This window comes from Streptomyces sp. S186 (assembly GCF_051603415.1).
Taxonomy (GTDB): Bacteria; Actinomycetota; Actinomycetes; order Streptomycetales; family Streptomycetaceae; genus Streptomyces.
Genome location: NZ_CP193932.1, coordinates 949,494 through 965,413, shown reverse-complemented (window position 1 = coordinate 965,413; position 15,920 = coordinate 949,494). Strand labels below are relative to the sequence as shown.

At 72.4% G+C, this 15,920-nt stretch carries 15 protein-coding genes; 9 read left to right on the top strand and 6 right to left on the bottom strand.

Annotated elements, in window-relative coordinates; translation table 11 throughout:
- Positions 1-112 precede the first annotated feature (112 nt).
- Entirely contained in the window at positions 113-658 is a 546-nt protein-coding gene (locus ACRAS8_RS04305; protein ID WP_438484426.1) for a GNAT family N-acetyltransferase, read from the bottom strand.
- Between the two features lie 220 nt (positions 659-878).
- Here ACRAS8_RS04305 and ACRAS8_RS04300 point away from each other — a divergent pair, with 220 nt between their 5' ends.
- From ACRAS8_RS04300 to ACRAS8_RS04290, 3 genes are all read left to right on the top strand, one after another.
- Positions 879-1,352: a nitroreductase family deazaflavin-dependent oxidoreductase gene (locus tag ACRAS8_RS04300; RefSeq protein WP_438484425.1), complete on the top strand. Its 474-nt coding sequence runs from the start codon at positions 879-881 to the stop codon at positions 1,350-1,352.
- 87 nt (positions 1,353-1,439) lie between these two features.
- Positions 1,440-1,865, top strand: a complete 426-nt coding sequence (locus ACRAS8_RS04295) for a MerR family transcriptional regulator (protein WP_438484424.1) — start codon at positions 1,440-1,442, stop codon at positions 1,863-1,865.
- A 338-nt stretch (positions 1,866-2,203) separates the two neighbouring features.
- Entirely contained in the window at positions 2,204-2,941 is a 738-nt protein-coding gene (locus ACRAS8_RS04290; RefSeq protein WP_438484423.1) for a hypothetical protein, read from the top strand.
- Between the two features lie 83 nt (positions 2,942-3,024).
- Here ACRAS8_RS04290 and ACRAS8_RS04285 read toward each other — a convergent pair whose 3' ends face one another.
- The gene (locus ACRAS8_RS04285; protein ID WP_438484422.1) at positions 3,025-3,915 is read right to left on the bottom strand and encodes a hypothetical protein; all 891 of its coding nucleotides are present in this window, start codon (positions 3,913-3,915) and stop codon (positions 3,025-3,027) included.
- A 20-nt stretch (positions 3,916-3,935) separates the two neighbouring features.
- The gene (locus tag ACRAS8_RS04280) at positions 3,936-4,307 is read right to left on the bottom strand and encodes a hypothetical protein (RefSeq protein ID WP_438484421.1); all 372 of its coding nucleotides are present in this window, start codon (positions 4,305-4,307) and stop codon (positions 3,936-3,938) included.
- A gap of 138 nt (positions 4,308-4,445) precedes the next feature.
- Between ACRAS8_RS04280 and ACRAS8_RS04275 the strand changes: the two genes are divergently transcribed.
- Positions 4,446-7,721, top strand: a complete 3,276-nt coding sequence (locus ACRAS8_RS04275) for a CHAT domain-containing protein (RefSeq protein ID WP_438484420.1) — start codon at positions 4,446-4,448, stop codon at positions 7,719-7,721.
- A gap of 100 nt (positions 7,722-7,821) precedes the next feature.
- Here ACRAS8_RS04275 and ACRAS8_RS04270 read toward each other — a convergent pair whose 3' ends face one another.
- The gene (locus tag ACRAS8_RS04270; RefSeq protein ID WP_438484419.1) at positions 7,822-9,111 is read right to left on the bottom strand and encodes a cytochrome P450 family protein; all 1,290 of its coding nucleotides are present in this window, start codon (positions 9,109-9,111) and stop codon (positions 7,822-7,824) included.
- An 84-nt stretch (positions 9,112-9,195) separates the two neighbouring features.
- Positions 9,196-9,960 carry a TetR/AcrR family transcriptional regulator gene (locus tag ACRAS8_RS04265; RefSeq protein ID WP_438484418.1) on the bottom strand — a complete coding sequence of 255 codons (765 nt, stop codon included), beginning with the start codon at positions 9,958-9,960 and terminating at the stop codon, positions 9,196-9,198.
- A gap of 225 nt (positions 9,961-10,185) precedes the next feature.
- Here ACRAS8_RS04265 and ACRAS8_RS04260 point away from each other — a divergent pair, with 225 nt between their 5' ends.
- From ACRAS8_RS04260 to ACRAS8_RS04250, 3 genes are all read left to right on the top strand, one after another.
- Positions 10,186-10,878 carry an RraA family protein gene (locus ACRAS8_RS04260; RefSeq protein WP_438484417.1) on the top strand — a complete coding sequence of 231 codons (693 nt, stop codon included), beginning with the start codon at positions 10,186-10,188 and terminating at the stop codon, positions 10,876-10,878.
- 575 nt (positions 10,879-11,453) lie between these two features.
- A complete protein-coding gene (locus ACRAS8_RS04255; protein WP_438484416.1) occupies positions 11,454-12,617 on the top strand; it encodes a PP2C family protein-serine/threonine phosphatase in 1,164 nt (387 codons plus the stop codon).
- A gap of 170 nt (positions 12,618-12,787) precedes the next feature.
- Positions 12,788-13,228 (top strand): SRPBCC family protein, encoded by a 441-nt coding sequence (locus tag ACRAS8_RS04250; protein WP_438484415.1) that lies wholly within the window; start codon positions 12,788-12,790, stop codon positions 13,226-13,228.
- Positions 13,229-13,362: 134 nt separating this feature from the next.
- Here the strand turns inward: ACRAS8_RS04250 and ACRAS8_RS04245 are convergent, their stop codons facing one another.
- A complete protein-coding gene (locus ACRAS8_RS04245; protein WP_438484414.1) occupies positions 13,363-13,650 on the bottom strand; it encodes a hypothetical protein in 288 nt (95 codons plus the stop codon).
- Positions 13,651-13,905: 255 nt separating this feature from the next.
- On the opposite strand from ACRAS8_RS04245, the gene ACRAS8_RS04240 reads away from it, so the two are divergent.
- Both ACRAS8_RS04240 and ACRAS8_RS04235 read left to right on the top strand, forming a co-directional pair.
- On the top strand, positions 13,906-15,039 hold the full coding sequence (locus tag ACRAS8_RS04240; protein WP_438484413.1) for a site-2 protease family protein: 1,134 nt from the start codon (positions 13,906-13,908) through the stop codon (positions 15,037-15,039).
- A gap of 88 nt (positions 15,040-15,127) precedes the next feature.
- Positions 15,128-15,892 (top strand): PP2C family protein-serine/threonine phosphatase, encoded by a 765-nt coding sequence (locus ACRAS8_RS04235; protein ID WP_438490340.1) that lies wholly within the window; start codon positions 15,128-15,130, stop codon positions 15,890-15,892.
- The last annotated feature ends 28 nt before the right edge of the window (positions 15,893-15,920 follow it).

Here is a 15,920-nt window from a genome sequence, read left to right as displayed (position 1 = left end):
CAGCAACGTATCCGATGCGGACCTGTATCGGATCTGCCTCGGATACGGTGCGGATACGGTCCGGATCAGGCTTGGATACGGCTCGGGTCCGCCTCGGACACGGTTCGTCGTCCTAGCGTTGCGTCAGCCACTCCTCCCGGTTCAGCGCATACTCCACATCGCCCTGTTCGTCGCCCTCGACCCGGTAGGGCCACTCCTCGAAGTAGGTGCGGACATAAGAGAGTCCGCACTTCTCCATCACGCGACGGGACCCCGTGTTGACATACATGGTGTTCGCGGTGATCCGGTCGTAGCCCAGCTCGCCGAAGCCCTTCGCCACGAGCGCGCGGGCACCCTCGGTGGCGAATCCCCTGCCCCAGGCGGCCTTGCGCAGCCGGTATCCCAGATCGGCAGAGCCCGCCGGGGCGCCCTTCAGCGGGCGGAGACAGTGCCAGCCGAGGAACTCGCCGGTCGCCCGCAGATGCGCGGCCCAGAACCCGCCCGGAAGCATCCGCGCGAAGGACTCGGCGCGGATCTCCTCACGGGTCATCGGACGGCCGCCGGTGATGTACCGCATAACCTCCGGGTCGCTGTCGAGTTCCACCACCAGATCGAGGTCGGCTTCGGTGTCGGTGAACGGGCGGAGAGCCAGACGCTCGGTCGTCAGGAAGGTGTCCATGCGGCGATGCTCGGCGCGCCGGGCCCGCCTCCGCCAGTGATTTAAGGGGGAGAGGGAGGAGGGCGAGGCCAGGAGCGGGGAGGAAAACGAGGCCAGGAGGGGGAGGGGACGGGACTGCGGAGGGAGCGGGGAGGGGGGACGGGGCATGGAAAGCGGAACGGGATCGTCCCACCGGACCGACTTGACCTTCACCCCGGCGTGAAGGTCGAGGGTGACGCCCATGAGCACCAGCATCGCGAACACCTCACGCCGCTCGGCCGAGGCCCCCGAGGGGGGCAACGACTTCAACCGCCGCGTCATCGCGGAGTTCCGCGCCAACGGAGGCGTCGTCGGCGGCTCGTTGGCGGGGCAGCGGCTGCTCCTGCTGACGACCACGGGAGCCAAGTCCGGCCTGCCGCGCACCACACCCGCCTGCTACCTGGCGGACGAGGACGGCCGGCTCGCCGTGTTCCCGTCCAACGGGGGCGCGCCCACCCCACCCGCCTGGTACCGCAATCTGACCGCCCACCCCGAGGTCACCGTGGAGGTCGGCACCCGCACCCTCCGGGCCCGCGCCACAGAGGTCACGGGGGCGTCCCGGGATCGCCTCTGGGACCGGCAGGTGGCCGCCGATCCGCAGTTCGCCACCTTCCAGGCCCGCGCCGGCCGGCCCATCCCGGTGGTCGTCCTCACCCCGCTCGGCGACCCGGCTTGACCTTCACGTCCACGGCAAGGTTTACGCTCCCTCCTGACGACGGCCAAACAGGACCCTCCTGACGGCAGCCACCAGGAGGGGGCAACCATGCGCATCGGGGAACTCGCCCGCACCACCGGCGTCACCACCCGGGCCCTGCGCTACTACGAGGAGCAGGGCCTGCTCCGCCCGGAGCGGTCCACCAACGGCTACCGCAGCTACGGGGAGAGCGCGGTGCGGGTCGTGGCCAACATCCGGCTCCTCCTGGCCGCCGGTCTGACCACCGACGACCTGCGGCTGCTCGACGACTGTCTGCGCGACGAGCTGACCGGGGCGCACGCCTGCGCCGACCCCGGCCCCAAGATCGAGGTCTTCGAGCAGCGGCTCGCCCTGCTCCAGGCCCGCATCAACGACCTGGTCGCGGTCCGGGACCAGCTTCTGGACCGGCTGTCCGACCTCCGCGGGCAACCGGACCGGGCCGGGCAGCCGGCCTGCCCGGCCTCCACGCATTCCGAGCCTGCCGCCGCGGCCTGATCCGCGGGGCGGGCCCGGCGACGGCCCCGCGGGCGTCATACCTGAGGTTGGCGTCATGCCTGGGGCCTACTGATCGGACCTGACAAGTACGACCCAGGGTTTGACGTCGGCCACCGGCCCCGCCAGGCACCGTTGAGACATGAACACAGTCATCCGACCGACCAAGCACCCTCGCGACACCGACACCGACACCGGCATCGACATTGGCACCGGCGCCGCCGAACCCACCTCTGCCATCACCACCACCTCGCCCACCCTCACCACCACCGCCGTCCACGACCTGCCCCTCTCCCCGGCATCGGCCGGACGCCCCGCCCGGCCGTGGGTAGCCTCCGGGCATGGCCTTCTTCCGACGCACGTCCCGCGCGAAGCCTGCTCCGCCCGTGCCCCCGGAGGCCGCCGGCTCTCGGGAGGAGGTGTTCGCCAACGGCCTCGAAGGGATCCGCCCGTTGCTGATTCCGCGGCTGCGGCGAGGGGATCAGCTTCCGGACCGGCAGGACCGTGTCCTCCGCGAACTCGGCGGCGGATTCGTGGCCGTCCTGGGGGCCCGGACGCCGTCCGGGATGTACTTCCTGCGGACCGGCCAGGTGCACCAGTGGGGCGTCGACCCGGCCGAGCTGTGGTCTCTCGGACTGCACAACCTGCGCCGCGAGCGCTGCGAGGTGACGACCTTTCAGGCGGGCTCGGCGCCGGTCTATCAGGTCAAGGGCGGTGCCTGGACGGCCACTCAGGTGCTGCGGGCCGAGGAACTGGTCGATATGGTCGCCCCGCACGGCTGTGTGGTCGCCATGCCCGGGGAGAACCTCCTCGTCATCCACCCGCTGACCGATGTCCACAGCTACCTGCGGATCATGGAACTGGCCCAGGTCCTGCCGCGACTGTGCGGCCCACAGGGCGGCTTCAGCGACGAACTGTTCCACCTGCGCGGGGGAGTACTGGCACCGCTGCGCGTGGTCGAACGGCGCGACCCGGACGGACAGCTCGTCCACTCCATCCAGGGCGACGCGGAGTTGGCCGCGATACTGCGTTCCTTCGGCGACACCGCCCGTCCGCCCGACCGGGACACACCGAGCTGATCCACGGCGCAGCCCTCCCCGGGCCGACCGTCATCCCTCACCCTGACCTGTCCCCATCCGAGCACCGATCGCCCGCTCTCCCCTCAACTGCCCTTTTTCATCCGGCGGGTGAGCGCGGACCCGGTCTCCGTGGTCCATTCCTCGCCCTCCGCCATCTTGGCCGCGAGGTCGCCGGCGTGGACGTCCACTGCCGACTCCAGCAGCAGGGCGTAGGTCGCGACGGCCGCCCGTCCGCGCCGCCAGCCGGACAGGGCAGGCACCGTGGCGATCAGGGCGGCGGGCCACCAGACGGCCGCGATCGCGGCGAACGGCAGTGCCCAGGTGGCGAGTTGGGTGGCCGCCTCGACCCGTCGGCGGGCCGCGGTGATCTCGTCCCGCACCTCCTGGGGCAGCACCAGCCACAGCCTGGGCCAGACCGCGGCGAGATCCAGCCCGTACTGGTGCAGCACCCGGGCGTCGGCCCCGGCGACCCGATCGCCCATCCACGTCGGCCGGGACGGCCGGGCCGGTGCGATCGCCTCGCGGACCTCCGCCGCCTCGTCGATCGCCCGCGCCTCGGCCGGCTCGCGTGGCGTCGGCAGCGTGGCCTGGAGCTCCGCCACCCGCCGCTGTGCGGTCTCCCACCGAACCTCCCGGCGGGCCGCCAGCACCGCCGCCGGGCCGCGCAGCGCCCGCGGCCACGACCCGAGCCAGAGCCGCAGCATCAGCCCGGCCGCCGCCTCCACCGCGACCCCGGCCGCCGCCACCGCCAGCAGCAGCGCCCCGGCGAAGAGGAGTTGCACCGACGGCGGGCGGGCCCCGAAGGACGCCGCGCAGTGGGCGACGGCGTGCACCAGGCGGGCGCTGTCGAACGGATGCCGTTGCCCGAGCGCCGCCCCGGTGAGCGCGGTGGCGGCGAGCAGCAGCCCGGGCAGCGCGAGCCGGCCGGCCCACCGCTGGGCGAGCTGCCGCCCCAGGTCGCCCAGTACCGGCATCACAGGAGAGGGCCCATCGATCAGTCCGCCAGCAGCTGCATGGCCGTCCCGAGCACGGCGCAGCGCGGGCGTTGGCCGCCCGGTTCCCGGGTCACCGCGCGCCCGCACCGCCCGGCCGGGCAGCCGTACCGCTCGCCGTGGCTGTGTCCGGAGCCCAGCCCGGCGACGGTGGCCGCGCCGCCCCAGGCGTCTCGGCCCTGTCCGGACGGCGCGATGCCCAGCCGGGCCAGCAGCGGCGCGGCCGGATCTCCGTTCCGCACCGCGGCCAGTCCGTCCGCCAGTTCTGCCGCCAGCGGCGTGCCGTGCACCGCCCGACTCAGCGCGGCGAGTTGGGAGCAGAGCGCGGCCAGATCCGGGTCGTCACTGCCGTGCACGGGTGCTGTCGAGGCCATGGGATGCCCTTCCGATCGGGCTTATGCTGAATTGCCTGGGGAGGCCGTCGGGCCCGTGCGGGGAAGGAAGTCCGTACGGGGTGCAGGGGTGAGAAGAGGTCAGAAGAGGTCACTCATTCTCGGGCCAACGGGGGCGCGATGCGAGAGCTTTCACGGGATCCGGCGCGGGATCCCTCACGGGACGGTTCGCGGGACGGGCTGCTCCTCTCGGTACGGCAGGCCGTGGCCGCCGTCCGCGACACCGGCGACATCGGCGCACTGCGGGCGCTGGAGCGACAGGGGGTGGTCACCCGGCTGGTGATCAGCATGGACGACGCCCGGTGCCCGGACCTCGCGGCGCTGCACGCCGTCGGCATGGCCCGCTGGCTGCAGTACGTCGCCGGCCCCGAGGGCGCGCACCAGGCCGAATGGGAGGCATCTCTGCAACCGCTGTCCTGTGTCTACGCCAGGGAGCCGGATGCGGTGCCGCCCGAGGCCGCCGCCGTACTGGAGGCGGTGCGTTCCGGCCGCCGTCTGGGCGGCCCCCGGGTGCCCCGGGACGTGCGCCGCTGGGTGCTCGCCGGCCTGCGCCTGCGCGAGGAGCTGTCCGAGGACTTCCGCGCGGTGATCCGCGGGTTGGACCCGCGCGGCGGCCGACCACAGCGCGACGCGGCCGCCCTCCGTCCCTTCCTCGACTTGACTCCACGTCATCATGCCGTGCGCGTAAGGGCGTTGCGCCTGCTGTCGGTCGCCCTCCAGATGAGCTACCGCGCCACCGGTGACGCCGCCACCCTGGCCGAAGCGGTCCGCCTCGGCCGTGAACTGCTGCTGCTCATCCCCGCGGGAGGGGCGCGGTGGGCCGACGCGGTCGCCCAGCACGCCCGTGTTGTCGGCGACCACTACCGCCACACCAGCGACCGGGGGGACATCGACGAGGCGGTCGAGTGCGGCCGGGAGGCCCTGCGGCACACCCCGCCGGACAGTGAGTGGCTGGCGAGCCGGCTCGACGAGTTCGGCATGCACCTGTCGTGGCGCCACGACGTCAGCGGCGCCCCGGCCGACCTCAACGCCGCGATCGACGCCGGCCGCGGCGCGGTGCGGGCCGTCCCCGCCGGGTCACCGGACGCCGTCTCCCACCGGGCCCGGCTGGCCGGGCTGTTGGTGAAGCGCCACCGGGTCACCGGAGACGGAGCCGCACTGGACGAGGCAGTGCAGCTGGTCCGTGGGGAACCGCACCCGCTGCCCGCACCGGGCCGCGACGGGGTCCGCCTCGCGCACGCGGAGGTGCTGCACGCCCAGTACCGGCGCACCGGGCTGGCGGGTGTGCTCTATGACGCCATCGAGCTGTACCGGCAGGCCGCCGCCGAACGGCGGGGACATCGCGGCAACCCCACCGAACTCGCGACCGCCCTCAGCCACCTGGGCAACGCCCTCTACGACCTCTGCGCCGACTTCCCCGTCGCCGGCGGCCCCACCCGGGGCGAACAGCCGCCCCCGGAACCGTCCGCGCTGCGCGAGGCCGTCGCCGTCCACCGCGAGGCCGTCGCGGTGAGCGCGGCCGACGACCCGCAACGCCCCGGCTACCTCAACAACCTCGCCCGCAGCCTGCGCGAACGGGCCCGCGTCGAAGGTCGCGCGGACGCCCTCGACGAGGCGATCTCGCTGCTGCGCGAGGCCATCGAGACCGCCCACCCCGACCACGCCTTCCGCTCCGGCATGCTCTCCCACCTCTCCGCGGCCCTGTTGGAACGCCAACGGCACAACGGAGGCGACGAGCCGGAACCCAAGCTCATCCGGGAGGCGTACGCCTTCGCCGAGGCCGCCGCGCGGAACGCCGTCGGCCCGCCCGGCGAGCTCATCCGCCTGCACCGCGCGCTCGCGGAGCTGGCCACCGCCACCGGCCGCCACCGGGAGGCCGCCACGGCCTACGCCCAGGCGGTCTCCCTGCTACCCCAGGCGGTGCCCCACCAACTCCACGGCAGCGAATCGGAGAACCAACTCGCCCGGCACGGCCAGGGACTGGCCGCCGACGCCGCCGCCGCGGTCCTCACCGCGGGCGGCCCGGACGCCCCCGCCCGCGCCCTGGAGCTGCTCGAACAGGGCCGCGGCATCCTGCTCACCCGCGCACTCGGACTCCGCGGCGAGGAGGAAGCACTCCGGGACGCCGCCCCGCACCTCGCGGACCGGCTGATGCGGCTGCGCGCCGCCCTCACCACCGCCCCCGCCGTGGCCGGCGCCGCCCCGGGCGACCGACGCCACCAACTCGCCGAAGAATGGGACGCGGTGGTCACCGAGGCCCGCCGCCTGCCCGGCCTGGAGGGGTTCCTCAAGCCGCCGAGGCTCGCCGCACTGCGCCCGGCGGCCGCCGGTGGCCCGGTGGTGACCGTCAACACCAGCCCGCTGCGCTGCGACGCACTGGTCCTCACCGGCGGGGGAGTGGCCGCCGTGCCGCTGCCCGCGCTCTCGCACGCCGAGGCGGAGTCCCGCGCCGCACGCTTCGCCGAGGCGCTGCGCGTCGCCGAGGCCCCCGGCACCGCCCTCGTGGAACGCCTCACGGCCCAGGCCCACCTGCGCGAAACGCTGGAGTGGCTCTGGGACACCACGGCGGCCCCCGTCCTCGCCCACCTCTCCCACACCACCGCCCTCAGAAACACCCCGGCCGCCACAGGCCCCGCTCAGCCGCCCCGCCTCTGGCTCTCCGCCACCGGCCCGCTGGCCCTGCTGCCGCTGCACGCCGCCGGCCACCACACCGACCCGGACGGCGCGCGCTCCCTCCTGGACCGGGCGGTTCCCTCGTACACCCCGACGGTCGCCGCCCTCGCCGCCGCCGTCCGGACGACCGCCCGCCGCGGCAGGCGGTCCTCGCGCTGTGCGCCGCTGGTCGTGGCGATACCGGAGACGCCCGGCTTCGCTCCCCTGGCCGGCGCCCTCACCGAGGCCCGCGCCGCCGCCGATCGCTACGGGCCCGACACCGTCCTCGTCACCGGCCCGGAGGCCACCCGCGCACGGCTGCTGGCGGCCCTGCCCGCCAGCACGCACGTCCACTTCGCCTGCCACGCCGTCGCCGACCCGACGAGCCCGTACGGCAGCCACCTGATCCTCCACGACCAGCCGCTGACCGTCGCCGAGATCTCCCGGCTCCGCCTCCCGCATGGTGAGTTCTGCTATCTCTCGGCCTGCGCCACCGCCCGTTCCGGCCGCTTCCCCGACGAGGCCGTCCACATCGGCGGCGCCTGCCACCTCGCCGGCTTCGGCCAGGTCGTCGCGACCCTCTGGCCCGTCGAGGACACCACCGCCGCCGAGGCCGCCCGCCTCTTCCACACCAGCTCCCGCCCCGGCCCCGCCCACGCCCTCCACGAGGCGATACGCACCCTCCGGGCGAACGCCCCGCTGCTGCCCAGCAGATGGGCGGGACACATCCACATCGGGCCGTAGGAGGCGGAGGCGGACACGCCGACGTCACCCGCCCACGCCGGGGCGCGTGCGACCGGGCGGAGCCTCGTCAATGCGAGGCGCCGTCCGGTATGGGCGACCGTCAGCCGAGCCGGACCGGCAGTGCGGCGAGCCGCCAGTTGCCCGGCAGCGGCACGCGCTGGAGCGCTTCCGGTTCCACCGCCAGGGCCACGTCCGGGTAGTGGGCGAGCAGCTTGCCGAACGCCACCTCGCCCTCCTGACGGGCCAGGCCGGCACCCAGGCAGTAGTGCATGCCGTGCCCGAAACCGACGTGGTTCTCGGCCCGGCCCGCCGGATGGCGCGTGAGGTCCAGCCGGTCGGGGTCCGCGTAGTGGCGGGGGTCGAAATTGGCCGCGACCAGGATGGGCGTCACGGCCTCGCCCTTCTTGATCTGCACCCCGGCCACCTCGACGTCCTCGGTGGCGTACCGCATCTGCGTCAGCTGCACCGGACCGCACCAGCGCATCAACTCGTGCACGGCACGGGGCAGCAGCTCCGGATCGGACTTCAGCAGCCGCAGCTGATCGGGATGGGTGAGCAGCGCGGCAGTGCCGTTGCCGATGAGATGGGCGGTGGTCTCATGACCGGCGAGGACGAGGGTCAGGACCATCGTGACCATTTCGATGTCGCTGAGCCGGCCGCCGTCGTCGTCATGCACCCGGATCAGTTCGCTGAGCAGATCGTCGGTGAGCGCCGCCCGCCGTTCCCGGATCAGCTCGTGAATGTGCTCGACCATCGCCGGGAACGCCCCGCTGAGCGACTCCGGTTGCAGTGAGACGAGCTTGGCGCCCCATTCCCGCCACTGCGGCCGGTCCGCCTCCGGAATTCCGACCAGTTCGCAGATGACCGTGATGGGCAGCGGATAGGCGAAGTGCTTGATGAGGTCGACGACGCCGTCCTCGGCGTGTTCGGGCAGCCGGCGCAGCAGCTCGTCGGCTATCTCCTCCACCCGTGGCCGCAGATCGGTGATTTTGCGGGCGGTGAACGCCCGGGAGACGAGCCGCCGGAGCCGGGTGTGATCCGGGGCGTCCATGTTCAGAATGCTGCCGGAGAAGTACACCCGGTAATGCTCGGGCAGGCCCATGAGTGCCAGCAGCCGGTCGGTGGGCGTCCCTCCGCCCTCGCCACCCGCCGCGCACCTCGGGTTGTTGGCGAAGCGGTGGTCGCGCAGAACGTCACGGGCCTCGTCGAAGCGGGTGATGAACCACACCGGTGTGTCGTCCACGAACCGGCCGCGGACCACCGGTCCCCGCTCGCGCAACTCGCCGTATCCGGTGAACGGGTCGGTGAGCAGAGCCGGTTCCATCACGTTCGGCTCGCCGGGGTGTTTGCCGACGTGCTCGCTGAAGGGCGAATCCGCCAATTCGGTCATGGCTTTCTCCTGTGAAATGAGCCTGGGGCGACACGGATGCCGCGATGTGGTGCGGCCGGATTCGTGCCGCGGCCGTGCGGGCGTTCAGTCACGCAGTTGCCGGCGCATCTCCCGGGCGCCGTACTCCTCCACCTGCTCGTACAGCGGGATGATTTCGCGCGCCGCGGAGGCCAGTGCCTCCTCCACGGTCGCGTCGCGTGAGAGGCCGGAACCGGACTCGGAAACGGCCCCGGCGTCCGGCGCACGGAAATCCTCCGCCGGAATTTCCAATACGCTGCGGATGGTCTCGGCGAGCAGGGCGCCGCGGACCTCCGGAGTGTCCGGCGCGCGGTCGTACAGCATCGCCTCGGCCATGAAGAAGCCGGAGGTCGTGGCCTGCAGGATGTACTGCTGGTGCCGGACGTCGGTGTCGGTACGCACCAGCCCGTGTTCCCGCAGCACTTCGAGATAGCGCAATGCCACCTGGTGGGTGAACGCGATCAGTTCGGCGAATTCCTTCTTCGCGGCGTCGTTGAGCCGGCCGAGAATATCGACGTCGTCGGTGTAAAGGGCCCGCAGGACGGGCTCCTCCAGGAAGTCGCGGTAGTAGCCGTGCATCATCCGGCTCGGCAGGACATCCCGTGCATCGGCCCGCATTCGCGCCAACTGCCGCCGCTGACCGCGCGATTGGGCCTGCAGTACGACGGCCAGCAGCAGGGAGTCCTTGGTCTTCCAGTGCAGATAGACCGTCCCCTTGCCGACCTTGGCGCGGCGGGCGATCTCGTCGATCGTCACCCGCCGATAGCCCCAGGCGAGCAGCAGTTCTCCGGCGGCCTCCAGGATGCGCTCACCGCGCTCGGCCCGTTCCACGTACCCTCCTCCGTGTCCGTGACCAGATTTTGAATCCGGTCACGGAGTCAAAGCTAGGCCGGGTCCGGTTGCCCCATAAGGCGCTTTCCGGCCACGCCCGGCCGGTGGCACGGGAGTTGGCGCCCTCGCGTATCGGCCCCGAACGGCCGGGAACCATGGCATCGTTCGCCAGAGCCCGCGCCGACCGCGCCGAGGCGGTGACGGGACCGAATCGAGGAGGATGCCATGCTCAAGACCTTCGCCGAGCTGTCCACGCCCCTGGTGGCCGACGCCTGCGTCCGGCTCGGTGTCCCGCTGCGCGCCGCTCCGCCCGGCATCGGCGCGGTGGTTTCCGGCCACCGGATCGCCGGACCCGCACTGCCCGCCCGCCACTACGGGAGCGTCGACATCTTCCTGGAGGCGTTCACCGACGCCCGGCCCGGCGACGTCCTTGTCATCGACAACGGCGGCCGCCAGGACGAGGCATGCGTCGGCGACCTGCTGGCCCTCGAGGCGCAGGCAGTGGGTCTGGCCGGCGTGGTGATCTGGGGGCTGCACCGGGACACCCCGGAACTCGTCGAGATCGGCCTCCCGGTCTTCAGCTACGGGCGCCATGCGCCGGGCCCGGTCCGGGTCACCGAACGGGATCCGGACGCCCTGGTCAGCGCGCGCTTCGGCGCCCACCTGGTCACCGCCGCCGATGTCGTCCTCGGTGACGACGACGGAGTGCTGTTCGTCGCCGCGGACCGCGCCGAGGAGGTACTGGAGACCGCACGCACCATCTGGGAGACCGAACGCGAACAGGCCCGCAGAATCCGCGCCGGCGAGACCCTGCGCCGGCAGACCGCCTTCGACGACTTCCTCGCGCGCCGTGCCGCCGATCCGGCCTACACCTTCCGGCAGCACCTCCGGCGCGTCGGCGGAGCGGTGGAGGAATAGCGAGGTCGGGGGAGGAGGCTCAGGCGCCGGCCGACCGCAGGGGCGCGGCCGGCGCCTCGCGTACAACCTGGGGTTGACGCCGCGTTACCACCCTCGGGTTGATGCCGCCGGACAGCGGATCGCGGACAGTGGAACACGTCGCGGGGCGGCGGAGAACCGCGCCGGACGGACCCGACCGACTGTCCGAAAAGAGGAGCCATCATGAACGACTTCGCAGCACACCGGCCGGCACGTACGGAGCGGTGTACGGGAGGGCGTGGGGAAGGGCGTACCGAAGGGCGGCCGGAGCCACGAACGCAAACCGCGCACGGCACTGCCAAGGGCGTCGGCGGCCGACGGGACAAGGGCCGAGAGGAGGTGACATGCCGCCGATGGCGTAATCGTCGGGCTGGCTGGCCGTGCGCGTCACGCTGTGGGCCTTGGGCACGGTCTGGCAGGAGCAGGAGTCCGGCAGGAGCCGGTGGCGGGAGCCCGGGTGAACAGGTCGCGTGAGTGGGTAGTTGAGCGGTGGCGCTGAAGACTGGGATGACGGCGTTGGCGGGTCCGGTCCCTGCGGCGAGGCAGGAGCCGCCGCCGTGAGGTTGTCGGATCGCGGCCGCCCCGTCCAGCGGATCTCCGGACTGGTGGACAGCAACGGATTCGAGGCGCCGACGGTGCCCACGTGGATGCGCTGGCTGCCCGGCCTCTACGTCCTGGCCGTACTGCTGGTGGAGTTCATCACCCCCACGCAGTGGGCCGTGAGTTCCCTGCTGATCGCCGTTCCGGTGCTGGCCGCCTTCACCCACGGCCCCTTCGGTGTCGCCGTCGTCACCGTCTTCGTTGTCGTCCTGGAAGGCGTGCTCGCGGGAACGCCGTGCTGCACGGGCCACAATCCACATCAGTTATGGGAGAACCACTATGTCGCGACGTATATCTCCACCATCGTCGTAGGGATCATGGGCGTGGCGCTGGCCTGGTACCGGCAGCGTCAGCAGCGGCACCTGGTGCGGGTCAACTCCGTGGCCGAGGCGCTGATGCGGACCCTGCTGCGGCCGGTGCCCCATCAGGTCGGCAAGGTGCTGGCGGCCGGTCTCTACCGCTCGGGCGAGGTCGGCACCATGGTGGGCGGAGACCTCTACGACATCCGTGCCACGAGGGCCGGCGAGCGGGCCATCATCGGTGATGTCCGGGGGAAGGGGCTGCAGGCGGTCCGCACCGTCGCGGACATCCTCGGCAGCTTCCGCGAGGCGGTCCACGACCCGGGTGACCTGCTGGCGGTGGCCACCCGAATGGAACGCCGACTGGCGCGAGAGGCGGCCGAGATCCCCGACGAGGAACTCTTCGTGACCGCGGCCCTGGTCGAGTACGACGCCGGCGCCGAGCAGGTGACGATCATCAACCACGGGCACATCGAGCCGGTGCTGATCTCCGGTGGGAAGGTGACCGCTCTCACGGGGCCGCCCGCCCTGCCGCTGGGGCTGGGCGGACTGGCCGCCGACCCTCCGGTCTCGTACACCCATCGCTTCACCTGTGACGATGTGCTGCTGCTCTGTACGGACGGACTGATCGAGGCCCGGGATCACACGGGTGCGTTCTATCCGCTGCTGGACCGGCTCGGCCAGCGGTTCGGGGGCCGGCCCGCCCCCGGACCGGCCGACGTCATCGACTTCCTCAACGCCGACCTGCCCCGCCACACCCGCATCCTCCATGACGACGTGGCGATCCTCGCCATCGCACCGTGCCGGAAAGACCCCGCCTGACGGCTTCGCCTGACGGACACCCGGGGCGGCGGGCGGTCGGGGACGGGGCAACCGTGGCTGGTCAGGGCGTTTGCATGCAGGCGTAAGCGCACTCGGGTCGCTTCCGGCCCTTGGGCGGAGGACCCTGGAGACGTAATGGGGGTGGCAGTGAAGAGGTTGTGAGGTGTCCGATGAGCACTCTCGAAGAACACATCGACATCGGTGTTCCCCTCGAAACGGCCTGGGATTGCCTCCATCGTGCGGAGAGCTATCCCCGCTTTCTGAACGGCGTCCGGGAGGCCCGGCCGGAGGGTGAACGGCGGGCGCACCTGGACGTCGACGCGGGCGGCCGGACCCAGGAGTTCGAGGTGGAGATCGTCGACCGGGAGATGGAGAACGTGATGACGTGGCAGACCACGAGTGGCCCCGATCTGGCGGGGACGTTCTCGCTGCTGCCCATCGACCGGGGGCACACCCGGCTCCAGGCCCGGTTCGAGTACGACCCGGGCACGATCAAGGAGACCTTCGGCGGGCCCCAGGGGTTCGCGCAGGCGGTCGCGATCGAGCGGGGCGTGCGCACCGATCTCCAGCAGTTCAAGCAACTCGTGGAGGCGGAGGGCAGGACCAAGTAGGAGGAGAAACACGTAGCAGGACGAGAAGGAGGAGAAGGAGGAGAAAGCGGAAGGAGGCGGACGCCAGGCCGGTGATGACGGGGCAGTGCTCCGGGACGGGGCGGTGCTCCGGCCGGGGGCGCTGCTGCTCGGGCTCAGACGAGGAAGCGTTCGGGCATCGGGCGCTCCACGCCGTCCAGTTCGAGTGTGCAGCGGGGTGCGGTGGGGACGAGCCGCGGCTCCCGGACAAGTACCCGGAAGAGCCGGGCGGGGTCGTCGGGAAGTTCGCCGGTGAGGAGGTTCAGGCCGGTGCTGTGTTCCTTCTGGTAGGCGACGACCTTGCCGTTGACCAGGAGCTCTATTTCGCCGTCCCGGCCCGGGCCGACGTTCACGGTGATCGAGTGGCCACCCTGATCGAGGTGGAAGTGATGGCTGCGTCCCATGGCCCTCGCCTCCGTCCCAGGGCGGTGTGCGTTTCCGTGCCGGCGGCCGCACAGCCGGGCGTCCGCACCTCCAGGTTAGTTCCGGGGACGGGGCGGCACCGGCCGGGGCGACGACGGAGTTCGCCAGAAGACGAAGTTCGACAACAGAGGGGGCGAGTGACAATGGGGGGTGAGTGCCGTGCCGGGCGGTCCGTGGAGTGCGGGGCGTGGGGCCCTGCCCGGAGGAACCACCGGCAGGACCGGCGGGAGACGCTGATGAACGGCTCGGTCCGGATCGGACATGTCGTCGGGGTGCCGCTGCGCATGCACTGGAGCGTGCCGCTGCTGGTGGTGCTGTTCGCGTACGGCCTCGGACGGCAGACGCTGCCGGTGATCGCTCCCGGCCGTTCGGCCCTGGTCTACGCCGTGGCCGGCGTCGTCGGGGCCGCGCTGCTCACCGCCAGTCTGCTGCTGCACGAGACCGCGCACGCCGCCATCGCGCGGCGCAAGCAGATCTCGGTAGAGGACGTGACCTTGTGGGCGCTCGGCGGGATCACGCGGATGGGGCGGCCGCAGAGCGCGTCCGCGGCCTTCGCCGTGGCCGTCAGCGGGCCGCTGACCAGCCTGGTCATCGGGGGCGTGGCACTCGGGGCCGGCTTCGGGCTCAGTGCGCTGTCGCTGGGTGCGGTGCCGGCGGTCGTCCTGGTGTGGCTGGGCTGGGCCAATGTGTTTCTGGGTGTGTTCAATCTGCTGCCGGCCGTCCCCCTCGACGGGGGCCGGGTGGTGCAGGCGCTGCTGTGGTGGCGCACCGGCGACCGCGACCGGGCCGATCTGGCGGCCTCCCGGGGCGGGCAGGTGATAGGCGGGCTGCTGGTGGCCGCCGGCTGGATATCCGTGCTGCGCGGCATAGCGGGCGGGCTGTGGCTGGCGGTGATCGGGCTGTTCATCATGGTCGTCGCCGGGTCGGAGCGGCGCCGTGCGACGCTGCAGTCTGCGTTGCGCGGGGTGCGGGCGGCCGATGCGATGTCCAGCCCCGTGACGACCGGGGCGGACTGGCTGACGGTCCAGCGCTTCATCGACGAGGTGGCGGTGCGGACCGGGCACTCCACCGTCCCGCTGCTGGATTTCGAGGGCCGGCCGAGCGGTGTGGTGCAGCTCCGCAGGCTCGCGTCGATACCGCTCGCCCAGCGCGAGGAGCTCCGTGTGCGGGACGTGGCGACGCCGCTGTCCCAGTGCGCGGTGGCCGCGCCGGACGATCTGCTGACCGAGGCGCTGGACAAGCTGTCCCTGCGGACCGGGATGCGGATCCTGGTCGTCGACGCGGGGCATCTGGTGGGGATCATCACCGCGAAGGACGTCTCCCGGCTGATGCAGCGGCACACGCTGAGCGGCCGGGCGGGGACCGGGTGAGCCCGCGGGGCCCGGGGCGCGGCGGGATGCGTCGCGGCGGGCCCGGCGGGGGAGCGACCGCGAGGGAGCGACGGCCATGGACACGCCGATGCGGTACATCACGGTGGCGGCGCTCAGCCACACCGGCCTGGTCCGGGAGCACAACGAGGACAGCCTGGTCGCCGGACCGTGGACGCTGTGCGGCACGGTGACCGAGAACCCCCAGACGCTGGTGTTCCCCGTGGGCAGTCCCCTGGTGGTGGCGGTCGCCGACGGCATCGGCGGACAGCCGGGCGGTGAGGTGGCCAGCGCGCTGACCGTGGCGCATCTGGCGGCCCTCGGGCCGTCGCTGGACAGCGAGGACGCGGTACGGCAGGCGCTGATCCGGTGCAACCGCGCGGTGTACGCCGCGGCCGAGCGGGACCGGGCGCTGACGGCGATGGGCACCACGGTGGCCGGCACCGTGATCCTGCCCGATGCCCTGCTGGTCTTCAACGTCGGCGACAGCCGCGTCCTGGAGGCCGGCGAGGACGGGCTGCGTCAGGTGAGCGTGGACGACAGTCCGCCGCTGCGGGAGGGGCAGCGGACCACGTCGCTGGTGACGCAGGCGATCGGCGGCGCGCCCCGGTTCAGTGCGATCACCCCGCATGTGCGGTCCGTGCCCCTCGCCCAGGACCGGCGGTACGTGGTCTGCACCGACGGACTGACCGACCCGGTCCTGGAGGAGGAGATCGCCGGGGTGCTGCGGGCACACGACGGCGGGCGGGCCGTCTTCGAGCTGTGGAAGGCAGCCCTGGAAGCGGGTGCACCGGACAACATCACGTTGGCATTGGTCGCCGTCGAGGGAGAGGAGGAAGCGGAACCGGCCCGCTGAAGCGCCCGGCCACGGGCGCCGACGGAGA